This window comes from Streptomyces sp., assembly GCF_019510245.1.
GTDB lineage: Bacteria > Actinomycetota > Actinomycetes > Streptomycetales > Streptomycetaceae > Streptomyces.
Genome location: NZ_JAEKKT010000127.1, coordinates 62,722 through 85,203 on the forward strand (window position 1 = coordinate 62,722; position 22,482 = coordinate 85,203).

Genomic DNA, 22,482 nt, shown 5'->3' on the forward strand with positions numbered 1-22,482 from the left:
TCGTACGCCGGGCTCGATGCCCGTGTTGCTTGCGCGAGTTACGGCTCCCCGGCAACGCCCCTACAGCCCCCGGGTGACGAGGCCGAGTGCGCCGGCGAGTTGCTCGCGGTGCCTGCGCAGCGCCTCGGGGGTGACGCCCTGCCCGGCCACGGCCCGGGCGACACCGTCGGTCGCCACCTTCAGCACGGCGCTCATGGTGGCGGCCCGCATCCGGACGTCGACCGAGTCGGCGGACTCGCCCGCGCGTTCGGCGAGCACTTCGGCGAACGTGTCCTCCGCACGCTCCCGCAGCACCAGGTAGACGGCCCGCAGCGCCGGTTCGTCGTGGGTCAGCCGGATCACGGTGAGAACCGCCTCGGCGTCCCTGCCGGACGACGGGTCGAGGGCGGGCCGGTAGGCGGTGCGCAGGTGGTCGGTGAGGTCGACGCCGGGCGGCCAGGCGCGCAGGACCGCCCGGAAGGCCTCGATCGACTGGGTGAGCAGCGGCTCCACACAGCCCTCCTTGCTGGGGAAGCAGCGCCACAGCGTGCGCTCCGAGACGCCGGCCGCCCGCGCGATCTGCTCGCCGGAGGTGGCGGCCACGCCCTGTGCGGCGAAGAGCCGGACCGCGTGACGGGAGATGTCCAGGCGCTGCCGCTGCCGTTGCCGGTCGCTGACCGGGGGCCGTCCCCGGCGGGGCGCCATCGGGCCACTGTCCGCCGTCACGTCCTCCATCGGGTGATCCAACCACGCCGGAGCCGTGGGGCGACTGGCCGAAAACATTATTGGCAGTGACTGACAATAAAGTGTTACGGTCGAAATGCCGGAAGATCGCGTTCCGAGGTCCAGGAGGAGGACCATGAACGGTGCCGCCGAGCGTTCCCGACTGCCCTTCGCACGGCCGAACGTGCTCGATCTCGCCCCCCTCTACGAGGTGCTGCGCCGGGAGGCGCCGATCACGCCGGTCACCACACCGGCCGGGGATCCGGCCTGGCTGGTCACCCGTTTCGAGGAGGTCCGCGACCTCCTCGGCGACAAGCGGCTCGGCCGCTCCCATCCCGAGCCGGAGCGGGCGTCCCGGATCACCAGCGCCGCGGTGCAGGAGGGCCCCTCGGGCAATTACGCCACCGAGGAGGCCGACCACACCCGGATGCGCCGGCTGCTGACCCCGGCCTTCTCCGCCCGGCGCATGGTGATGCTCTCCGATCACGTACGGGAGCTGGTGGACGGCTGCATCGACCGGCTGCTCGCCGAGCGTGCCACGGCGCCGGACGGGGTGGTCGACCTGCATGCCGGGCTGGCCTTCCCGGTGCCCGTCGCGGTCATCTGCCGGCTCCTCGGCGTGCCCGAGACCGACCGCGAGCACTTCGCCTCACTGTCGGCGCGCATGGCCGACTACGCCATCGGGGACGCGGCCGAACAGGCCCGGGAGGAGTTCAACGAGTACATGACGACGCTCGCCGAGGCCAAACGCGACCGGCCCGGCGAGGACGTCATCTCCGACCTGGTACGCGCCCAGAGCGCCGACGCGGACTTCGACTACTCCGAGATGATCAGGCTCTGCGTCGGACTGCTGTTCGCCGGCCACGAGACCACCGTCAACCGCATCGGGCTCGGCACCCTCTTCCTGCTCACCCGCCCCGGCCAGTGGCGGGCGCTGACCGCCGACCCGGCCGGCCGCGTCAACGCCACCGTCGAGGAGATCATGCGCCTGGGCGCACCCGGCGACCTCGGCCTGCTGCGCTACGCCCACGCGGACGTCGACGTCGCCGGGGTGACCATCCGCAGCGGCGACGCCGTGATCCTCTCCGTCAACTCGGCCAACCGCGACGCGTCCGTCTACACCGACGCCGAGACCTTCGACCCCGACCGTCCGGAACGCAACCACCTCGGATTCGGCCACGGCCCCCACTTCTGCATCGGGGCGAGCCTGGCCCGCACCGAGCTGCGCATCGTCTTCGCCGCCCTGGCCGAGCGCCTGCCCGGTCTGCGGCTCGCCAAGGACGTCGACGACCTCGCCATGCGCACCACCCTCACCGGCGGGGTCAGCGAGCTGCCCGTGACCTGGTGAGGCACCGCCCGGACAGGGGCGTGGTGCGGACCGGCCGTGGGGCCGGGCCGCGCCACGCCCGCCGGGTCATCCCTCGTCGCGCAGCCGGGCCGCCAGGCTGGTCAGCGCCTCGGTCTCCTCGGTGTGGCCGAGGGCGGTGAGCCGGGAGACCGCTTTGTCCAGGCGGGCGAGGGCCGGAGCGGGGCGTTCCAGGTAGCGGCCCTCCACGACGGCCGAGAGCCGGACGCACTCGGCCCACTCACCGACGTGGTCCCTGTCGTGGGACCCGGGTTCGGGTTCGCCGAGCAGGGTGAGCGCCTCGTCCAGGGCGGTCAGGGCGGTCTCGTACTCGTGGGCGTAGGCGTTGACCCGCCCGTGCTCGTAGGCGAGGGCGCTGTCCAGGTCGCGGCCCCGGGCCTGGTACCCCGCCTCGCGGGCCGCGTCGGCGATCCGGCCCGCCTCGGCGAGCAGGGCGAGCGCGTCGGCCAGGCCCTCGGCCCCCTGGTGCTGGGCCTGGAGGCGGGCGAGTTCGCGCAGGCAGCTGCTGAGCTGCTCGTAGCGCGGGTCCCGGGCGTGCGCGGCGAGGGCCTGGTCGGCGGCCTCGCGGGCCCGGCCGAACTCGCCGGACTCGGCGAGGACCACGGCGGTCTCCGCGGCGATCATGGCGTGGCTGCCGGGGTCGTCGTCCCAGCCCGCCGACTCGGCCGCGAGGGCGGCGTACTCGGCGGTGGCGGCCTTGAGGTCCTCCCCCGCGTGCAGCGCGCGGGCGCGGATCAGACGCAGCTGGGCCGTGAGCCGGTCGTCCAGCTCCCCGGTGGCGACGTCCGGTTCGGCCAGCACGGAGTCGAGCAGCGCGATGCAGTCCTCGACGCGGCCCAGGTCGAGGCTGAGCTGGGCGGCGTTGTTGTAGGTGCAGAACGCGTCGAACCGGCTGCCGTTGCGCAGCTCCAGCTCCGCGGAGCGGGTGAGGTGCCGCAGTGCCTCGTCCGGGCGGCCCAGGCGCATGCAGGCCTGGGCCAGATCGGCGTGCAGGCGCGCGGTGCCGGCCGCGTCGGCCGGCCAGTCGGCGGCCAGTCGCAGGCTCTCGCTGAGGTCCGCGTGCGCGGCCCGGTCGTCCTTGAGGCCGAGCCGGACGCGGCCGCGCAGTGCGAGCGTGCGGGCCACGTGCCAGGCGGGGCCGTGTGCCTTCAGCAGGTCGAGGAGGGCGTCGAGCTCCGTGACCGCGGCGGGCAGGTCGCCGGTGACCGCGTACGTACTGGCCCGCAGCAGGTGGGCGCCGGAGACCTGTCCGGCGATGTCGTGGCGGGTGGCGAAGGCGAGCAGCAGGTCCACCTCGGCGACGACCGGCGCGCTGTGCTCCTCGCTCCTGGACGCCTGCAACCGCATGCCGAGCGCGGTCGCCCGCAGCCGCAGCAGCCGCGCCTCCTGGTACGGGGCGAGGCCGGTCGACTCCTCGTGCAGCCGGACCAGGGCCTCGTGGGCGGCGGTCAGCGCGGCGGCCTGCGCCTCGGCCCCGTCGCCGTGCGCGCCGGGAAGGCCGCCCGCGGGCAGCAGCGCGCAGGCACGGGCGAGCGCCGCGTGGCCCGGTGCGCCGGCCTCGTCGTACAGGGCCGCCGCCGCCTCGTACAGGGCGGCCGCCTCGTCGAACTTCTCCTTCTCGCCCGCCCGGCCCGCCTCGTCCTCCAGCAGGTCCGCGCGCAGCCGTACGAGCGGTCCCACGGCCGGGTCGTCGGGGTGGGCGTAGCCGGGGTCGGCGACGAGCGTGCGCAGCCGGGCCCAGCAGGCCACCGCGTCCGGGTGCCCCGCTTCGTCCAGCTCCCGCGCCCGGACGATGAGTTCGGGCAGCGACTCGGGGACGGCGGCGGTCGGGCGGACGGCGGCGGTGGGGGCGGACGGCGGAGCCACGTCGTCGAGGGCGCGGGTGCGCAGGGTCAGTTCGAGTGCGTCCAGGAGGGGGGCGCACTCGAGGCGGGCCCGGCGCCGGTCGGTGTGGGCCGTGGTGCCGTTGCGGGCGTCGAAGCGGGCGGCGAGCTCGTCGGCGCGGCCGCGCACCTCGGCGCGCAGGCCGGCCACCGTCCAGGTGCGGCCCGCGAATCCGGCGGCGGGCAGCTCGCCGTGGCCGAGGAGTTCGACGCGCTGGAGGAGGACCTCGACGCCGGTGAGGAAGGCGAGCAGGTCCAGCGGGGAGTCGACCTCGTCGAACAGGTTGCGGTTCTCGGCGAGGAGTTCCAGACCGCGGGCCTCGTTGCCGGTGAGCGCGCAGAACTCCAGGTGGCGGCCGACCTCGCCGGACATCGAGGGGTTGCGGCGGCAGGCGCGGTAGCCGCTGAGGTGCAGTGCGCGGGCCTGGTCGGCGCGGTCGGCGCGCAGCAGCGGGAGGAGCGCGTACGAGACGGAGCGGGCGGGCTCCTCCTGGCAGGACTCCGTCCCGTCCAGGACGGGCTCCCAGGTGCGCAGCGCCCGCTCGTCGTCGTCCGCGGCGAGGTGGTAGAGGGCGCGGTCGCAGATCTCGCAGGCCTCGCAGTCGCTGAGCCGGGTGCGGGTGCGCCCCGCCCACAGTTCGTAGGCGAGGCCGGTGTCCTCGCCGACGTGGGCGGCGAGCCGGTAGGCCTGTGCGTAGTAGGGCTGGAGCTCGAGGCCGGCCTTCTCGTACCGGTCGCGCATCTCGGTCAGCCACTGGCGCAGACTCGCGAGGGGTATCTCGGGCAGCGCGACCAGGGCGTTGGCCACCCACTTGAACCGCCAGAACAGCATGTGCCGCAGCCGCTCGTCGAAGACGTCGGGCTGCTCGTCGAAGAGGGTGAGCAGGCGGGCGAAGACGACGGGCGACTTACGGGGTTCGGAGCCGTAGGTGTAGGCCTCCTGGAGTTCGAGGAGCGCGTGGACGAGCGCGCGGGGTTCCGCGAACTGCTCGGCGGCCTCGGCGAGTTCCTCGGCCGTGACGGTGCGGGTACGGCCGTACGGGCGCCGGTCGTTCTCCTGAAGCGCCTGGTACAGCTCGTCCGTGTTCTGGGGGTGGGGTGCGGAGGGCATCGTCAGCTGTCCTTGCGGAGGGCGTGGGCGAGGAGATCGAGGAAGGAGCGGTTGATGAGGCTCGACTCGGCGGGCCTGAGCGGGCGCCGGGACAGCATCGCGGCCTGCCCGTAGAGGGCTTCGGCGCTGGTGCGGGCCAGTTCGGGCTCGTCGATGGTGACCGCGGTGCGGACCAGCGGGTTGAGCTGGTTGAGGATCAGCTGGGCCCGCGGGGCCTCCTGGCGCAGGTGGCCGAGGATGTCGCCCCACACGCCGCCCTGCTGCTCGCGGGCGAGCTGGGAGCGGGTGCGCTCGTGCCGGGCCTCACGGCTGTCGAGGAGGAGGGCGGGGGCGGAGGCGGGCTGGAAGGTGCGCAGGGCGACGTCGCAGTCGAAGACGGCGAGGGCGTCGCGGGCCTGCGCGAGGTAGGCCGCGGCGGCGAGTTCCGTCTCCCGGTCGACGGGGTCGAGGTGGGCGGTGAGGGTGCCCGGGTCGAGGTCGGCGACGGCGACCTCGGGCCTGATCTCCGGCAGCCGGTGGACCAGTTCGCGGTCGTAGGTGTAGCCGCCGTTGACGACGCCGAGCCCGGCGGCCCCGGCGATCGCCGCCACCTGCCGGAACTCCTCGACGCTGGAGGTCACCAGCACGGTGCGGTGGGTGCGCGCGAACTCGTCGAGGGTGGCGTGTCCGTCGGTGGTCTCGAACGGCAGCCACGGCAGCAGCATCCGCAGGATCTCGTCGTCGTGCACGGCCAGCGACTTCACGGCCAGGTGGTGGGTCTGCAGGAAGCGGCCGAGGAGGTCGGGATCGCTGGCGGCGGTCCGGGCGATCCAGGCGCGCAGCCGTTCGGCGAGCGCGTCACGGACCGCGGCGAGGGTGTCGTCCTCGTAGAGGGACTCCCGGGAGGCGGTGGGGCGCAGGCTCTCGGCGTCGAGGACGCAGCGGACGAAGAACGCCCACTCGGGCAGGATCTCCTCGGCCTGCTCGGACAGCAGCATGCCCTTGACGTGCACGCGGTGGCCGTGGCGGCGCCCGGCCGGCACCGCCTCGGGGAGCACGCACGCGATGCCCTTCAGGCCCACGGCCGGCAGGTCCAGGTCGATGGTGTCCAGCGGCGTGAAGCCGAAGATCTCCTCGCCGTACGCGGCGAGCGCACGGGAGCGTGCCCCCGGTGTGGGATAGCTGCGCGCCCAGGGTGCGGGCTCGGGGTTGACGGGGGCGGCCGGGCCGCCGGAGCCGTCGTCGAAGGTCACCGGGTGGCGCAGCAGGGAGCCGAAGTGCCGTGCGAGTTCCTGTACTTGGACCGGCCGGGTCCACTCGCCCGCGTCGGCGCGGGGCGTGAGCGTGACGGTGGTGCCGGGCCGGGGGCGGGCGGAGGCGGGCAGGGCGCGGACGGTGTAGCTGCCGTCGCCGCGGCCCCGCCACTCCACGGCGGGCGCGTCGGGGGTGCGGGCGGAACGGCTGACGACGTGGATCTCGTCGGCGACCAGGAAGCAGGAGAGCAGGCCGATGCCGAACTGGCCGATGAAGTCGGCCCGTTGCTCGGCGACCTGTTCTGCCCGCTTGCTGCTGCGGCCGATGGTGGCGAGGAAGGTGTGCACGTCGGCCTCGGTGAGACCGACCCCGTCGTCCTCCACCCGGACCACCGCACCGTCGGCGTACAGGCGGATGCCGAACGCGTCGGCGGCGGCGCCCGGTTCGAGGCCGTGCCGGGCAGTCAGCGCGTCCACCGCGTTCTGCAGGAGTTCGCGCAGGTAGACGCGGGGGCTGGAGTAGAGGTGGTGGGAGAGGAGGTCGACGAGGCCGCGCAGGTCCACCTGGAAGGTGCGGTCGGCGCCGGCCGGGCTCGCGGGGGTGTGGGGCAGAGTCATCACAGAGTCCGGGGTGGGGTGATCGAGGGGTGGCGGGCGGAAGGTGTGCCGGGCGGCGCGAGAGGCACCGGGGACGGCGGCCGGCTCAGGCGCGGCTCCGGAAGCGGGCGTACGTCTTCTCCGGCTGCGCCATGTAGGTCCAGGGCCACCGGGTGTAGGCGCCGTCCAGCTCGTGGTAGACCCGCGGGGCCACGACGCTCTCGGCGGACAGGGACAGGGCCATGGCGAAGATGTTGAAGTCCTCCTGCCAGCCCGGGCGCCGCCGGTAGCCGGGGTGGAGGATGCTGCGCTTGGCCGCGTCCCTCAACTCGCCCTGGATCTCCGGGGTGTCGAGGCAGTTCTTGTCGTCCGACTCCACCCAGTCCTCGATGTGGGCCATGGCGACCACGCAGCCGAGGCGATGGCCGTCGGGAGCGCCGGCGAACGCCTCGCGCGCGAACTCCAGGGCCTGGCCCGGCTCGCCGTGCCACCTGGGCTGGAGGTGCGACACCCACTCGATGTGGGTCGCCAGGTCCAGCGGGTCGCGGCGCAGGGCGGCGCCGAGCCGGGCCTCGTTGACGGCGGTGCCCACCGACATGCCGCGGCCCGAGGTGAGCAGGCGCCGCCACGGCGTGATCCACTCCGGCCGCAGCTCGGCGGCTTCGAGCAGGTGCTCCTCCGCGATCCGGAGCCGCTCGTAGAAGACGCGCCACTGATCCCGCGAGACGTCCGTGGCACGCGCGGAGGTGCGCGCCTCCCAGCCCCAGCTGATGTGCCGCGCCCCGGATATCAGCAGGGCCGTCGCCCGGTGCTCCTTGTCCTCCTCGGCGGCCCGGCCGATCCACTCCTGCAGGCCGTCGACGTCGGACAGCTCACCCAGCACCTGGTGGTCGCGTCCGAGATCGAAGTGGGCCGACGCCATCTTGACCGCGTCCCAGTCCCCCGACTCCGCGGCCACCAGCAGCGCCATGACCCGGGTGTCCCCGAGGAACTGCAGCTTGTACACCCCGTTCTGCCGGCGCGGCGCGGGAAGCGCGTGCGGGTCCGCCGCCGGTCTCTCCCCGCCCCTGCCGAACAGCCTGCCGAACATGCCGCGCCCTCCCCAGGTTCCGCGTGATCATTCCGGTGCAGCATAAGGGGGCCCACTGACATCGTTTCCACAGAGTTTTCACCGGGGGCGCACGGAGACCGGTCCCGCCGGCCGAGTACCGGTCCCCAACTGCCGCGTACCGGGCGCGACGACAGGGGTTTCAGCGGCGACGGCGGGTTCGGCGGCGATGGACGCCTTTCAGCGACGATGGACGCTGACGGCGTACCCGCCGCCGTCGTACGGGTCCGCGTCCCAGGTGGCGAACCGGTCGACGAGGGCGAGGCCGGCCGCGGCGCAGCAGTCGTCGTACTCCGGCAGGGTGAGGCCGGGCGGCACGGGCAGATGGGCCTCGTCCAGGCCGAAGCCGGCGACCAGCAGACCGCCCGGGCGCAGGGCCGCGGCCAGCCGCCCGACCACGGCGGCCTCGGTGCCGGCGGCGAGCAGCGGGAAGATGTTCCCCGCGGCGACCACGAGATCGAAGTCCGTCGCGACACCGAGCCGGCGGGGCTCGAACTCGGCCAGGTCGGCCTGGATCCACGGCAGTTGCGGCGCCTGCTCCCGCGCCACCGCCAGCATCGACGCGTCGAGGTCCACACCGACGCAGTCGTACCCGAGCTCCGCGAGCCGGATCATGACCCGCCCGGTACCGCACCCGGCGTCCAGCACCCGCGCTCCGGCGGGCACGAGCGCCGCGCAGAGCCGTGCCTCACCGTGCACGTCCTTGCCGCTGCGGGCGACGGCGGCGAACCGTGCGGCGTACTCACGTCCGGACGTCCCACCGGTCAGCTCCTGCCAGCGACTCATGGGACGAACTATAGGGCGACGGTGTGCCGGTCCATGAGGCGCCCAGGCATCCGCGAAGGCATCGCATCGGGAGACCGGGACCGTGCGACCGGGACCACCGGTCCCCGAAGTCCGGCGTGCGAGTCCGACCCGCCGCGCCGTTCCCGCATGCGCCCTCGCCGCCCGGGGGACCCTGCACACTCGAGACCCGCTTCGCCGCGCCCGACTACTTCCTTTCGTCACGGGATGCCCGAACTGCTCCGCCGACACCCCCAGGGGCGCGGGAAGGGAGACGGAGGGTGGTGATGACCCACCGGGCACCGCAAGGGGAAGGATGTTGCCCCGCGCTGTGGGAACAGTCTGGTCGGCCGTCGCTGTTGCACCGGCCGGGGGGCCGGCACCGCGCGCGCCCTCGGGTCCGCACCGTACACGGTGAGCTGCTCTTCAGAGACGCCCGCTCAGGTGCCCGCCGCGGACCCGGACCCAGACCTTGTCACACAGGAGGACTGCTTCATGAACGACCGGCCCTTGACGCTCATGGCGGTACACGCCCACCCCGACGACGAGGCCACCGGAACCGGAGGCGTCCTCGCGCGGTACGCGGCGGAGGGCGTGCGCACGGTCCTCGTGACGTGTACCGACGGCGCCTGCGGCGACGGACCGGGGGGTGTCAAACCGGGCGATCCCGGGCACGATCCGGCGGCCGTCGCCGCGATGCGCCGTCAGGAGCTCGAGGCGAGCTGTGACGTCCTGAAGATCAGCCATCTGGAGACGCTCGGCTACGCCGACTCCGGAATGATGGGCTGGCCGGCCAACGACGCCCCCGGGTCCTTCTGGCGGACACCCGTGGCGGAGGGCGCTGCCCGGCTCGCGGAGCTGCTGCGCCGCTACCGCCCCGACGTGGTCGTCACCTACGACGAGAACGGCTTCTACGGCCACCCCGACCACATCCAGGCCCACCGCATCACGATGGCGGCGCTGGCGATGACCGAGCCGACGCCGAAGGTGTACTGGACGACGGCTCCGCGCTCGATGATGCAGCGGTTCGGGGAGGCCATGCGCGAGTTCGGTGCGGACGTACCGGAGCCGGATCCCGAGGAGGCCGCCGCGCTCGCGGAGATCGGGCTCCCCGACGACGAGATCACCACCTGGGTGGACACCACCGCGTTCGGCGGCCAGAAGTTCGACGCGCTGGCCGCGCATGCCAGCCAGGGCGAGAACATCTTCTTCCTCAAGATGGGCCGGGAGAGGTTCACCGAGCTGATGGGCGTGGAGACCTTCGTCCGGGTCCAGGACACCACCGGCGCGGCCGTACCCGAGAACGACCTCTTCGCCGGACTGCGCTGACCCGCCCGCCCGGGGGGCCGCACCGGCGTCGGGACGACACCCGGAAGCCCAGGTCAGAGTCCTGGGAAGGGGTGGTAACCCCCGGGAGGCCCGGAGGCGGTCCCCCTGCGGATCCGGTGGCTGGCCCGCTGTCGACGCGGTGCGGCCACGACAAGACTCGGCGGCATGACGCTCTCCATCGACGCTCCCGTCGCGCCCGCCGTCCCCGGGCGGCCCTCCGGTCCCGGCAGCGATTTCGCCAGGCTTTCCCGACGCATCGGCGAGGCAGGTCTGCTGGACCGGCGCCCGGGCTACTACACCGTGCGGCTCGGCATGGTGATCGTGGCCCTGCTCGGTGGCGCGGCGGCCTTCTTCGCGCTCGGCGACAGCTGGTGGCAGCTGGCTCTCGCCGCCGCCATGGCCCTCGTCTTCGGCCAAGTGGCGCTCGTGGCCCATGACCTGGCTCACCGTCAGGTGTTCCGCCGGCGCCGCCCGAGCGAGACGTGGGGCCGCCTCTTCGGCAACCTCGCCATCGGCATGAGCTACGGGTGGTGGATGAACAAGCACACCCGGCACCACGCCAACCCCAACCACGAGGAGCTCGATCCCGACGTCGCTCCGGACATCCTCGTGTGGTCCACCGACCAGGCACGCGACAGCAGCGGCCTGGCCCGGCTCATCGGCGGCCACCAGGCGTTCCTGTTCTTCCCGCTGCTGACGCTGGAGGGTTTCAACCTGCATGTGTCGAGCGTGCGGGCGCTGCGCTCGCCGTCCATGAAGAGCCGGGCGACGGAGGGCGCGCTGCTCCTCCTGCACTTCGCGGCGTACCTGTCCGCGCTGTTCCTGGTGCTCTCCCCCGGCAAGGCCGTGGCGTTCCTCGCCGTGCACCAGTGTCTGTTCGGTGTCTATCTCGGCTGTACGTTCGCCCCGAACCACAAGGGCATGCCCACCTTCACCGGCGACGAGCGGCCCGACTTCCTGCGGCGTCAGGTGCTCACCTCCCGCAACGTGAGGGGCGGCCGGTTCACGGACGTGCTGCTCGGCGGGCTCAACTACCAGATCGAACACCACCTGTTCCCGAGCATGCCCACGCCTCATCTGCGGCGCGCCCAGGTGATCGTGCGCGGGTACTGCGCGGAGATCGGTGTGCCGTACCACGAGACCGGGCTGCTGCAGTCCTACCGCGAAGCCCTCACCCACCTGCACCGGGTGGGAGAGCCCCTCAGGCGCCGGGGCAAGGCGTCCTGACGCCGAGGCCGGACGCCGTCGGCAACGGTTTCACCCGGGGCCTTGTTACGAGGCGCTTGTCGGAGGTCGCAGAGCGGCGGCGCCTGCCCGTACCATCGCGGACACCGGTGACCTCGCCCATTGCACGAGGTCGCGCGGCAGGCCGGTGTCGAGCTCGATGGTCAACCGCACGTAACGGGTGTGCAGATGGGTGACTTTCACGGGACGCGGTACGACCGCGTCCGGCCCGCGCTTCAATGCGGCTCGGTAGGTGTCCTTGCGCTGGTTCATGCCGTGTCCTGTCGCTTGATGAGTTCGTCCGCGAGGTCCATGTACGCCGTGCCCTTGACCTGCACCTGGCTTCCGAACGACTGGGCGTACAGGTCGAGCCGCGGAATGTGGGTGGACAACACGTCGAAACCCCGCTCGGTGAGAGCTTCGCGGGCGTCGGCGTCGGGACCTGTGCGCGTGGCCTCGGCCCGGTTCGTCTGGTTCAGCAGCACGGCGGCGTGGGCGGGCTGGGCGCGCAGGGACTGTACGTCGCCCATCTCGCCGCCGATGGGTGCCATGCGGTCCAGCTCGATGGGGGCCGGGGTGACCGGCACGATCCATTCGCCGGCGTATCTCATGATGCTGCGGGCGATGTGTGCGTGGTCCTCCAGTTGCGGAGCGTCGAACACGACGGCCCGCCGGTCGCCCAGGAAGTCGTTCACGCGCCGGTGCACATCGCCCACCGGGAGGGCGACCACCGGAAACGGGAAACCGCCTGCGAGCTCGCTCCAGCGCAGCGCGGAGGAAGCGGGGTCACTGTCGACCAGCAGCGGTGGGATGCCCGACTCGTGGAGTGCATGGGCCAACCAGACCGCGCTGGTCGTCTTTCCCACCCCGGGCTTCAGGTTCACGAAGGCGTAACTCAGCGACACACGAGCCAACGTATGGCCGCGAGCGGCTGCCGGCCGTCGACTCGGGGCACAGAGGCCCTCCGTTCACCCTGCGGCGCCGGGGAATCATTCGTATGGGCCAGTACGGTCCGGCCCGGCGTGCTGTCGCCGAACGGATCGGGCCGGCGACGTACCACGATGCGCTTCGTCCCGGGAAACGGGCGGCAGGGTCCCCCTGGTGCGCGGTACGGTGCGCCGATGTCAGCGATCAAGAAGTTCCAGGTCACCTTCGACTGCGCGGACCCCGAGCGCCTCGCCCGCTTCTGGTGCGAGGTGCTGGGGTACGTCACACCGCCGCCGCCGGAGGGGTTCGCCACCTGGGAGGATTACAACGGCACCCTGCCCCCTGAGAAGCGGGGTGCATGGTTCGCGTGCAGTGATCCCTCGGGGGTGGGGCCGCGTCTGTTCTTCCAGCGCGTGCCCGAAGGCAAGGCCGTCAAGAACCGGGTGCATCTCGACGTCCGGGTCGGCACCGGGCTCGTGGGCGACGAGCGCCTCGCCACTCTCGAGGCCGAGTGCGCGCGACTGGTCGCGCTCGGTGCGACCCATGTGCAGACGCTGTATGCCGATGAGGAGAACGAGTCGTGCATTCCCATGCTGGACATCGAGGGCAACGAGTTCTGTGTCGACTGAGCAGCGTAAGGCTCAGTGCGGGAACGCCCGCGGCGGACGCTGGCGGGGCAGCGTGCTGCGGAACTCCTCGATCACGGAACTCACCTGCCGCATCAGAGAAGTCCCCTCCAGCAGACCGAGGTAGAGATTGTGGCGGGCCAGTCCGGGCAGGTCCACGCAGAAGTAGAGGGCCATCAGCGGGTTGACGAACAACTCGCCGCCCTTGGTCCTCTCCGTGAAACGGACGTCGCCGAAGTCACCCCGCACGGCGGCGGCGACGGACCCGTTCACGATGCTCGGGTGGCTCGCGGTGTGGCGCTGGGCGTGCGCCACCGCGTCGAGGTAGAGCGCGCCCTCCCGTGCCGCCCCGAGCAGCGAGAACGCCCCGAGATAGGCGCCGTCCCGGTCCAGGGCGGCCAGGTTCTCCAGTACGAGCGAGTGGTTCACGCCGTGGTACGCGTCCACCCCGAAGCCGAGGCAGGCCACCAACCGGTGCGGGACCTCGTCGAGCCCGCTCACGGCGGCCAGGCTCGCCATGTCCTCCTCCGGGGTGCCGAGGCCGTGTTCGTCGCCGCGCATCAGGATGTCGGTCCCGCCGTCCACCAGCACGACCGCGTCGACACCGCCGAGATGCGCGATCAGCGTCCGGTAGGCCGCCCGCAGCGGGGCGACCCCGACACTCGGGAACGCGTACACGGTCGCCGGCAGTTCCTGCGCCGCGAGCCACCGGGCGAGCGTCCGTTCGGGGAAGTAGTCCCCGCGCAGGGGCGTGTCGGGCCCGACAGCGGCGACGTCCTGGTCCACCCACACGTCGAGGTCCAGGCCGTACAGGTCGGCGAAGGAAAGGTTGGCGAGGTGCACCTCCTTGCCGGCCGACCGCAGCGCGAGTGCGAGCGGCAGCCCGGCGTACACGTCGAAGCCGCCGCCCGCACCGGCGACGAGCACCCGTCGTGCGTCGCGCAGGCGGGTGAAGAACGCGGGTTCCCCCAGAGAGATCACCGCAGGACGCTAGCAGGAGGGCGGGCCGGGACCGTGCCGATACCGCCCTTCGACGTCTTGATCAGCTCGGCCGGGGAGAGCCGACGAGGCGCTCGACCGTGGTCGTGCGTCGGAAGCCGGGCACGAAGTGCTTCAGTACGTCCGCGTTCACGGTTCCGTCGGTGGTCTCCGGGCGGTACTTGAGTCCGTCGACGAATGCCTGCAAGAACTCGTTCTTGAAGTCGCCCAGCGGGTGGACGGCGGTGATCTCGTCCACCTGGCTGCGGTCCAGCTCGTCCAGGCCCAGACCCGGCACGTCCGTCAGCACCCCGAAGTTCGTGATGGCGATCTCCGCCTCGGTCCTGGCCATGAGTCACCCGAATCCGGACAGGCGGGGCGCGGGGGTAGGACTCCGCTGCCCGACGGTTCGGCCCACCCTACTCGGGAGCCCTCACTTCAGCGCGCCGGGCTGTCAGCTGTCCCCTGCACTGGAGGGACCGGCACATGTGCGGCATATTTACTTTATGTCCACCGATGGCGCCAAGCCCTCGGCCGAAGAGTGGGCTGCGGAACCGAGCGACGTCCTGGCAGTGCTCAGTGCCGACATGACGGTCTCCGTGTGGACCGGCGCGGCCGAGCGACTGTGGGGCTACACGGCTGACCAGGTGCTTCACAGTCCCGCCGGGGGGCTGCTGGTTCCGGGCACCCCTGAAATCGCCGGTGTCCTAGCCGGCAGCCCGTGGTCGGGGCGGGTGCGAATCCGCCGCCGCGACGGCCATGAGGCCACGGTGGACCTGCGGGTCACCCCGCTGAGCACTGACGGGGGAGTGGGTTGGCTCGTATGGGGGCCGAACACGTTCGGCCGGCCATCCCTCGATCCGGCTGCGGTGGATGCGCTCTTCCACCACTCGCCGATCAGTCTGGCCATCTGGGACCGGGGATTGCGCTGCGTCTGGTTCAACGACAGCGTTCACAACCGGGACATCTACCACTCCGAGCCGGAGTTGGGCGGCCATGTCACCGACATGGTCCGGGCTCGTCACCCGGAGTTCCTGGAACGAGCCATGGAACGCGTCTTCCGCAACGGCCTGCCGCTCCTCGGACACGAACTGTGGCCCGTCAAGGATCAGGCTCCCGACCGGTACTACCGTGTCGCCCTGATTCGTCTCGACGGAGCGGACGGACGGCCGCTGGGCGTGTGCTCTGCGGCCGTGGAGGCCGACGCGGGGCGGGAAAGCGGACGACTTCGCCTGCTCAACGAAGCGAAAAGCCGCATCGGGACGGATCTGGACCCTTTGGTCACCAGTCAGAGACTGGCGGAGACAGCGGTACCGGACCTCGCCGACTACGTCACCATCGACCTCGTGCAGGCCGTGCCGATGGACAAGGAGCCGCTGAGACGCCTCAGGTCCACCGATACGAGCATCCCCGGCTTCTATCGCGCAGGCACCGCATCCATCCACGACGACCTTCGCGAGTCTCTCTGGGCGCGCGGAACGCCGGTCTACGTACCACCGGCCTCGCCGTTCACCACCGTACTCAAAGAGCGCAGGTCTCACTTCGAGCCCGTTCTCGACACCTCCCCCGGCACCTGGCTGGACGACGACTCGGACCGGGCCCGGGTCATTCACCTGACCGGAATGCACTCCCTCATGATCGTCCCGCTGCAGGCCCGCGGTGCGATGCTCGGCATCGCCGTCCTGGTGCGCAGCCAGAATCCGGTCCCGTTCAGCAGAGCGGACCTGGCCCTGGCGGAGGAACTCGCGGCCCGGGCCGCACTGATCATCGACAACGCCTTGCGATACACACGAGGGCGCACGGCAGCGCTCGCCATCCAACGCGACCTGATGCCGCACCGTCTGTCAGGAGGAAACACGGTGGAGGTGGCCACCCGCTACCTGCCCGCGGACACACAGGGCGGCGTCGGCGGCGACTGGTTCGACGTCATACAACTGTCCGATGCCCGCGTGGCCCTGGTCGTGGGAGACGTTGTCGGTCACGGCGTCAAGGCAGCGGTGACCATGGGACGCCTGCGTGCCACGATCCGTGCGTTCAGCAAGGTGGCATTGCCGCCCGACGAATTGCTGCGTCTCATGGATGAGCTCGCCGTCGACGTCGCCCGGGAGCGTTCCGACGAGGGCACCTCCACGGTGCCGGCGTTCAACGCCACCTGTCTCTACGGTGTGTACGACCCACAGTCCCAGCGGTGCACCATGGCCAGTGCCGGCCATCCCCCACCCGCGATCATCTTCCCGGACGGATCGGTCGAGTTCGTCGAAGTACCGCCAGGTGCCCCCATCGGGGTGGGACTGGGCTCCTACGAATCGACCGAAGTGGAGCTACCGGACAGTAGCGTGATCGGGCTGTACAGCGATGGCCTGATCGAGGGGGACCACGACATCGACCGCGGACTGCAGCGGCTGCGCACCGCGCTCACCGGCCCTGTTTCCAGTCTGGACGACCTGTGCACGTCGGTCCTCGACACTCTCGCCCCTGACGGGCCGGCGGACGACGACATCGCCCTCCTCCTGGCCCGTACCCGCTCTGCCGCTGACCCGTAGCGACGCGGCAGTACGAGGCACCTGGCATGGATACGTTCACAAGCTCCCTTGACCAGGCACAACAGGGCCAACACCCTGGAGGAGGGGGTGTCACGGCGGCCGAGATCGAGGTGGACGGCGAGGTGGTCCGGGACCGGGCCACGGGCGTGGACCGCGTCGACGCGTCAAGCGTCGGTCGGTTGCGGGCCACGCAAGCGGACCCGAGCTTCGACACGAACTCCGGCGGGGGCGTGCCCACCGGTGGCCTCGACGTGCCACCGACGGCCCGCACGGCGGTGGCCTGGATCCCGCCTGCGGAGCTGTGGCCGCCGATCCAGGACGTCCGCCGGGACTACGATCCGCAGATCCACCGCTGGCCGCCGCACGTCAACGTGCTCTTCGGTTTCGTGCCGGAGTCCGACTTCGAGCAGGCCGCCCCGCTGCTCGCCGCGGCGACGGCCGGGATTCCGGTCTTCACCGCACGGCTGGACGGGGTGCGCGCCTTCCGGCACAGGGCGTACTCCACCGTGTGGCTCGACCCGACGGCAGCCGGCGAGACGCCCTGGGCGGACCTGCACCACGTACTGGAGCAGCGGTTCCCGCGCTGCCGTGGGCCCGCCGGGAACTTCACCCCGCACCTGTCCTTGGGGCGGACCCAGGACCTGCGGCGGGTCAGCACCGACTGCGCCACCCGGCTCGACGCCATGACGGCGACGGTGTGGGAACTCGTCCTTCTGTCTCGCAGGGGCCACGAGCCGATGCACCCGCGGGCCACGGTCGCCCTGCGCACGGGAGAGGTCCGCTGGCTGCCCGCACCCGGCCTCGAAGCACCGGGTCCGGAGGACACCGCATGGCTCTCCGAGATCACCGACAGGTGAGCAGCCAGGAGATTCCCTTGAGCTGCGGTCCTGCGCTCAGGGGCCTGCCCGTCCGGCCGTCCGGCAGAACCTCGGCCAGAACCTCGGCGGCGCTCTCGCAACGCGTGGAATTCGCCACAATTCCTATCTTCAGCGCGGATGAATCCATAAAAGTAGTTCTTTACAGCTGGTTGCACTCGGCGGGGAACCAGCTCCAGGGATTCACGACCCGCGTCACGGGAGAAGCGTTTGATCACGGTACGTAAGCGAACCACCGGGCTGATGGCTACGGCCGGCGTACTGGGCGGTGTGCTCGCGCTCACGGTCCTCGGCGGCACCAGCAACGCTGCCACCACCAGCGGGAACGGCACCGGGAGTCAGCCGAAACCGCAGGCGCAGGCGCAGGCAGGTCGGGCGGGCACCCAGGACGCTTCCGACGCCCGAATAAAGATCACGCCCAGGCAGGGCGCCTACAGCGTCGCAATCAACGGCCCTGTCGGAGTCACCGTCAGCAACGGGAAGCTCACCAAGGTGACCATGACAGTCGTCGCGACCGGTACCGAGATTCCCGGCATCCTGTCCGCGGACGGCACGTCCTGGAAGCCGAACGGCCCGCTGGAGCGGGCCACCCGATACCAGATCGCCGCAGAGGCCGAGGACGCCAAGAGCCGCTCCGTCACCGGGAACGCCACGATCACCACGGTCTCCCCGGCCAACGACTTCCTCGGGCACCTCTCCCCCGAGGACGGCTCGACCGTCGGGGTGGGCATGCCCGTGACGGTCGGCTTCGACAAGGCGATCGGCGACAAGGCCGCCGTGCAGTCGGAGATCCAGGTCAGCTCCAGCAGCGGGCAGCGGGTCGTCGGCCACTGGCTCAACGACACCCGCCTGGACTTCCGCCCCGAGAGCTACTGGAAGCCCGGCTCCACCGTCACGGTCAAGCTCACCCGAAACGGCATCCAGAAGACGGTCACGTTCCGCATCGGCCGGAGCCAGATCAGCACCGTGGACGCCAGGACCAAGCAGATGACCGTCGTACGGGACGGCAAGACGATCGAGACCATCCCGATCTCGTCCGGCAGCTCGGAGCACCCGACGCACAACGGCACGATGGTCATCTCGGAGAAGTTCACGCAGACCCACATGAACGGTGCGACCGTCGGCCTGACGAAGGACGGCAAGCCCGCGTACGACATCGACGACGTACCGCACGCCATGCGCCTGACCGCCTCGGGCACGTTCATCCACGGCAACTACTGGGGTGCCGACTCGATCTTCGGCAAGGTCAACACCAGCCACGGCTGCGTGGGGCTCAACGACGTCAAGGGCGGCGGCGACGGCAGGCAGCCCGCCGCATGGTTCTTCGAGAACTCGATGATCGGTGACGTCGTGATCGTCAAGAACTCCGCGGACAAGACCGCACTCGCCCCCGACAACGGGTTCAGCGACTGGAACATGCCGTGGACCGAGTGGGTCTCGGGCAGCGCGACCGGCTGACGGATCCCCCGACACGCATCAGGGGTGCAGACCCCCGTTCGGGCGCGGCCGTCCGCGCCCGAACGCCGGCGACGCACAGCGCCTCGTCACTCACCTGGAAAGAGTAATCACGGTCCGTCAACCCCTTGTCCCCGTTGGCCCGTCCCCCGTTCGGAGTTGCGTCCGCACGGGGGACATGAGGCCGTGGGAGTCGTGTCCTGCCGGATCTCACCCTCAGGAGGAGACATGGGCACGAGGAACAACGGCCAGCCGGCCGACAAGCTGAACGTCGTCTTCACCGTCCGAGTGATCGAGGGCGGTGAGCAGGGATTCCTGGATGTGTACGACCAGCTCCGCACGTCCGTCGCCCGGACCCCCGGCCACATCGTCGAGAGGCTGGGAGCGCCCGTGGACGACTCCCGGCAGTGGGTCATCACCAGCGAGTGGCAGACGGCCGAGCACTTCTTCGCCTGGCAGCAGAGCGCGGAGCACCGCGCGCTGGTGGCCCCGCTGCGCCAGTGGGTCGACTCGACGCAGTCGCTGCGGTTCCGAGTCGTGAAGGAGACCACGGGGGTGACGTCATGACGCGCGCCACGAACGGCCCCGTCGCCGTACTCGGGCTCGGCACGATGGGCTCCGGCCTGGCCGCCCGCCTCCTCGACCGGGGAATGCGGGTCCGGGTCTGGAACCGCACCCGGGAGCGGGCCGAACCGCTTGCCGAGGCAGGCGCCGTCGTCGCCCCACACCCCGCCGACGCCGTCGCGGGCACGAGTGCCGCCGTCTGCGTCGTCGCCGACGGCGATGCCCTCGGCTCCGTGCTGCACGGACCCGACGGCATCCTGTCCAAGGGCTCCTACCCGGGTGTCCTCGTCTGCGCCAGCACCGTCTCTCCCGAAGAGGTCATCCAGATCGCCGGGGACATCCCGTCGGTCGTGGACGTGGGCATGCTCGGCAACCGCGACCATGCCCGTGACGGCGAGCTCCGGCTCTTCGTCGGCGGCGAGGAGCGGGCGTTCAGCGCCTGCCGCCCGCTGCTGGAGGCGCTGGGCAAGGAGGTCGTCCATCTGGGCGCACTCGGTTCCGGCATGCGGATGAAACTGTGCCTCAACGTCCTGATGGGCATCGAGGTGCAGGCCCTGGCCGAGGTCAGCGAACTGGCGACCGCCTGCGGCCTCGACCGTCAGGCGGTCCTCAAGACCATCGCGGGCAGCGGTTTCGCCTCTCCGGTCATGGCGTTCAAGTCGAGACGCCTGGGTTCCGGCCGCTTCGAGGAGCCGGACTTCCGGCTGCGGCTGATGGCGAAAGACCTCATGCTCGCTACCAAACAGGCGGCCGCAGTGGGCCTGAGTCTGCCGCTGGCGACCGCCGCGGCAGAGACCCACGTCCGTGCCACCGAGCAGGGACTGGGCGACCAGGACTGTGCAGCGGTCACCCGCGCACTCACACCGAAACCGGGCAGCGACACGTGATCATCGACATCCACGGGCATCTCTCCCCGCCGGAGGCGGCCGAACGCTTCCCCATGCCTCCGAGCCTGACCGACGTCGACGGCATGCTCGCCGCTCGCGCCGAGGCCGGCATCGACCTCACCATCATCGGCAGCCCCGTCGGCGCCGGAGCGATGGCGCGGGTACCGGGCGTGGACAACTACGCGCAACCACGAGACCGGCTGCGCGGATTCCACGCCTGGATGTCGGGGCTGATCGCCAGGTACCCCGACCGGTTGCGCGGCTATGTGTACGCCAACCCGTTCGGCGACGACGATCACCTCGAAGGGGTGCGGGAGACCCTGGCGGACCCGGCCTTCGTCGGTCTGATCACCACGTCCAGCGTCCACGGGGAGCTGCTCGGCTCCCCGCGCGCCGACTCGTTCTTCGCGCTGGCCGCGGAGGCGGGCGTACCCGTCCTGGTGCATGCCCCGGCCGAACCGGTAGGCACGGAACGGGTCGACGAGATGGGCTTCGTCGAGCAGATCGGCCGGTTCGGCGACGTCACCATGGGCATGGCCATGATCGCCTTCGCGGGGTGGCTGGACAAGTACCCGGATCTGCGGCTGATCGGCGCGACCGGCGGCGGCGCGATGGCGCTGCTGCCGGAGCGTCTGCAGACGGCGGCGCGCCCCCGGCACTGGGCCGGGGGCGCGCCGCCCTCCGGCCGGCCCGGGGCGGCCCCGAACCAGTCGGCGGACCGGGGACCGGCGGTCGACCCGGCAGCGGCGCTGCAGCGCATGTACGTCGACACGAGCCCGGTCAGTCCGGCGCATCTGAGCCTGAACGCGGAGGTGCTGGGGCCCGAGCGGATGCTGTTCGGTACTGACTCACCACCGCTGGCCGTGCCGCTGGAGGAGCAGATCCGCATGATCGAGAAGCTGCCGGTCGACAGGGCGTCGCAGCAGCTCATCCTCGGTGGCAACGCCGAGGCCCTCTTCGACCTCAGGAGTCGTCCGTGACCACCACGCAAGAGGCCGTCGCCGCGGCCGAACGCTGCACCCCGGAGTTCCGGCGGGACCCCCACACGGTCTACGGCCATCTCCGCGACGCGGCCCCGGTCTGCCCCATGAGACCGCCGCACGGCAACGAGACGTACCTGATCACCCGGTACGAGGACGCGCGGGCCGCCCTGGCGGATCCGCGGTTGAGCAAGGACATGTACGGGGCCATGGACGCCTACCGGAGGATCTTCGGTGACTCGTCCGTCGCGCTGGACGACAACATGCTCAACTCCGACGCGCCCAAGCACACGCGGCTGCGCAGGCTGGTCAGCTCCGCGTTCACCCCGCGGCGGGTGGAGGCTCTGCGGCCGAAGATCCAGGACGTCGTCCGGAGCCTGCTCGACCAGTGCCCGGCCCGGGAGCCCTTCGACCTGTTGCCCGCCTTCGCGTTCCCGCTGCCGATCATCGTGATCTGCGATCTGCTCGGGGTACCGCCCCAGGAGCGGTCGCGGATGCAGAACCTGTCCTCCACGGTGGCTCAGAGCGGCTTCGACGAGGAGGCCAAGCGGGCCCAGCAGAAGGCGGAGGAGGATCTGCACGCGTACTTCTGCGATCTCATCGCCGCAAAGCGGAGGCGTCCGGGTGACGATCTCCTGAGCGCGCTCACCGCGGTCCGGGACGATGACGGCGGCCTGACCGAGAACGAGCTGGTGTCCACGGCGTTCCTGCTGATGTTCGCGGGTCACAAGACGACCGCGTACCTGATCGGCAACGCCGTGCAGCACCTCCTGTCCCATCCCGAGCAGCTGCGCGCGGTGCGGGAGAACGGGGAGCTGATGCGTGCCGCGGTCGAGGAACTGGTGCGCTACGACGGCTCCGTGGAGAGCGGGACGTTCCGTTACGCGACCGAGGACGTGGAGTACAGCGGGACCCGGATTCCCAAGGGCGCCCTGGTCCAGGTCGCGCTCAGTTCGGCCAACCGCGATCCGCGGAAGTTCGACGCCCCGGACGAGTTGAACGTGCTGCGTCCGGGCGGTGCGCAGGACGCGCATCTGGGGTTCGGGCACGGCAGCCACTACTGCCTGGGAGCCCCGCTGGCCCGGCTGGTGACGCAGCTGGCGCTCACCGCCCTGTTGGACCGGTTCCCGAGGATGACCTTGGCCGACCCTCGGGCCGAAGCCCGGTGGCTGGAGGTTCCCTTCCCGGCCTTCCGCGGCCTCGCGGAGCTTCCGGTCGTGCTCGATCCCGCAGGGTGAACCATCCCTCCCGGACGGCCGGGCGTCAGCGGTGGCAACCGCGCCTTTACCGCAGCGTGGCTGCGCCCGGACAG

At 71.4% G+C, this 22,482-nt stretch carries 19 protein-coding genes and 1 pseudogene; 11 read left to right on the forward strand and 9 right to left on the reverse strand.

Going from position 1 to position 22,482, the window contains the following annotated elements:
• Positions 1-60: 60 nt before the first annotated feature.
• Positions 61-714 carry a TetR/AcrR family transcriptional regulator gene (locus tag JF597_RS14925; protein ID WP_293994288.1) on the reverse strand — a complete coding sequence of 218 codons (654 nt, stop codon included), beginning with the start codon at positions 712-714 and terminating at the stop codon, positions 61-63.
• Positions 715-838: 124 nt separating this feature from the next.
• On the opposite strand from JF597_RS14925, the gene JF597_RS14930 reads away from it, so the two are divergent.
• Positions 839-2,050: a cytochrome P450 gene (locus tag JF597_RS14930; RefSeq protein WP_293994290.1), complete on the forward strand. Its 1,212-nt coding sequence runs from the start codon at positions 839-841 to the stop codon at positions 2,048-2,050.
• Positions 2,051-2,116: 66 nt separating this feature from the next.
• Here JF597_RS14930 and JF597_RS14935 read toward each other — a convergent pair whose 3' ends face one another.
• From JF597_RS14935 to JF597_RS14950, 4 genes are all read right to left on the reverse strand, one after another.
• On the reverse strand, positions 2,117-5,062 hold the full coding sequence (locus JF597_RS14935) for a hypothetical protein (RefSeq protein ID WP_293994292.1): 2,946 nt from the start codon (positions 5,060-5,062) through the stop codon (positions 2,117-2,119).
• Between the two features lie 2 nt (positions 5,063-5,064).
• On the reverse strand, positions 5,065-6,912 hold the full coding sequence (locus JF597_RS14940; protein WP_293994294.1) for an HSP90 family protein: 1,848 nt from the start codon (positions 6,910-6,912) through the stop codon (positions 5,065-5,067).
• 85 nt (positions 6,913-6,997) lie between these two features.
• Positions 6,998-7,981 (reverse strand): hypothetical protein, encoded by a 984-nt coding sequence (locus JF597_RS14945; RefSeq protein ID WP_293994296.1) that lies wholly within the window; start codon positions 7,979-7,981, stop codon positions 6,998-7,000.
• Positions 7,982-8,179: 198 nt separating this feature from the next.
• On the reverse strand, positions 8,180-8,785 hold the full coding sequence (locus JF597_RS14950; protein WP_293994298.1) for a class I SAM-dependent methyltransferase: 606 nt from the start codon (positions 8,783-8,785) through the stop codon (positions 8,180-8,182).
• 492 nt (positions 8,786-9,277) lie between these two features.
• Here JF597_RS14950 and JF597_RS14955 point away from each other — a divergent pair, with 492 nt between their 5' ends.
• Positions 9,278-10,111 carry a PIG-L family deacetylase gene (locus JF597_RS14955; RefSeq protein WP_293994299.1) on the forward strand — a complete coding sequence of 278 codons (834 nt, stop codon included), beginning with the start codon at positions 9,278-9,280 and terminating at the stop codon, positions 10,109-10,111.
• Positions 10,112-10,276: 165 nt separating this feature from the next.
• A complete protein-coding gene (locus JF597_RS14960) occupies positions 10,277-11,338 on the forward strand; it encodes an acyl-CoA desaturase (protein WP_293994301.1) in 1,062 nt (353 codons plus the stop codon).
• Positions 11,339-11,383: 45 nt separating this feature from the next.
• Here JF597_RS14960 and JF597_RS14965 read toward each other — a convergent pair whose 3' ends face one another.
• Complete coding sequence (locus tag JF597_RS14965) at positions 11,384-11,608, reverse strand: hypothetical protein (RefSeq protein WP_293994304.1); 225 nt, start codon at positions 11,606-11,608, stop codon at positions 11,384-11,386.
• A complete protein-coding gene (locus JF597_RS14970) occupies positions 11,605-12,240 on the reverse strand; it encodes a ParA family protein (RefSeq protein ID WP_293994306.1) in 636 nt (211 codons plus the stop codon). The genes JF597_RS14965 and JF597_RS14970 overlap by 4 nt, the downstream gene beginning before the upstream one ends.
• 216 nt (positions 12,241-12,456) lie before the next feature.
• On the opposite strand from JF597_RS14970, the gene JF597_RS14975 reads away from it, so the two are divergent.
• Positions 12,457-12,891: a VOC family protein gene (locus JF597_RS14975; RefSeq protein WP_293994308.1), complete on the forward strand. Its 435-nt coding sequence runs from the start codon at positions 12,457-12,459 to the stop codon at positions 12,889-12,891.
• A 12-nt stretch (positions 12,892-12,903) separates the two neighbouring features.
• On the opposite strand, the gene JF597_RS14980 is transcribed toward JF597_RS14975, so the two are convergent.
• The gene (locus JF597_RS14980; protein WP_293994310.1) at positions 12,904-13,869 is read right to left on the reverse strand and encodes a DUF1152 domain-containing protein; all 966 of its coding nucleotides are present in this window, start codon (positions 13,867-13,869) and stop codon (positions 12,904-12,906) included.
• A 61-nt stretch (positions 13,870-13,930) separates the two neighbouring features.
• Positions 13,931-14,200 (reverse strand): annotated as a pseudogene (locus JF597_RS14985) (diguanylate cyclase); the annotation flags it as partial.
• Positions 14,201-14,372: 172 nt separating this feature from the next.
• On the opposite strand from JF597_RS14985, the gene JF597_RS14990 reads away from it, so the two are divergent.
• The 7 genes from JF597_RS14990 (at position 14,373) to JF597_RS15020 (ending at position 22,408) form a co-directional block, all read left to right on the forward strand.
• Complete coding sequence (locus tag JF597_RS14990; protein WP_293994312.1) at positions 14,373-16,409, forward strand: SpoIIE family protein phosphatase; 2,037 nt, start codon at positions 14,373-14,375, stop codon at positions 16,407-16,409.
• Between the two features lie 26 nt (positions 16,410-16,435).
• Positions 16,436-17,266 carry a 2'-5' RNA ligase family protein gene (locus JF597_RS14995; RefSeq protein ID WP_293994314.1) on the forward strand — a complete coding sequence of 277 codons (831 nt, stop codon included), beginning with the start codon at positions 16,436-16,438 and terminating at the stop codon, positions 17,264-17,266.
• Between the two features lie 261 nt (positions 17,267-17,527).
• Positions 17,528-18,742 carry an Ig-like domain-containing protein gene (locus JF597_RS15000; RefSeq protein WP_293994582.1) on the forward strand — a complete coding sequence of 405 codons (1,215 nt, stop codon included), beginning with the start codon at positions 17,528-17,530 and terminating at the stop codon, positions 18,740-18,742.
• Between the two features lie 225 nt (positions 18,743-18,967).
• Positions 18,968-19,306: an antibiotic biosynthesis monooxygenase family protein gene (locus tag JF597_RS15005; RefSeq protein ID WP_293994316.1), complete on the forward strand. Its 339-nt coding sequence runs from the start codon at positions 18,968-18,970 to the stop codon at positions 19,304-19,306.
• A complete protein-coding gene (locus tag JF597_RS15010; RefSeq protein ID WP_293994318.1) occupies positions 19,303-20,190 on the forward strand; it encodes an NAD(P)-dependent oxidoreductase in 888 nt (295 codons plus the stop codon). Before JF597_RS15005 ends, JF597_RS15010 begins: the two co-directional genes overlap by 4 nt.
• Positions 20,187-21,170: an amidohydrolase family protein gene (locus JF597_RS15015; RefSeq protein WP_293994320.1), complete on the forward strand. Its 984-nt coding sequence runs from the start codon at positions 20,187-20,189 to the stop codon at positions 21,168-21,170. Before JF597_RS15010 ends, JF597_RS15015 begins: the two co-directional genes overlap by 4 nt.
• Positions 21,167-22,408 carry a cytochrome P450 gene (locus tag JF597_RS15020; protein WP_293994323.1) on the forward strand — a complete coding sequence of 414 codons (1,242 nt, stop codon included), beginning with the start codon at positions 21,167-21,169 and terminating at the stop codon, positions 22,406-22,408. Before JF597_RS15015 ends, JF597_RS15020 begins: the two co-directional genes overlap by 4 nt.
• Positions 22,409-22,482: the final 74 nt, after the last annotated feature.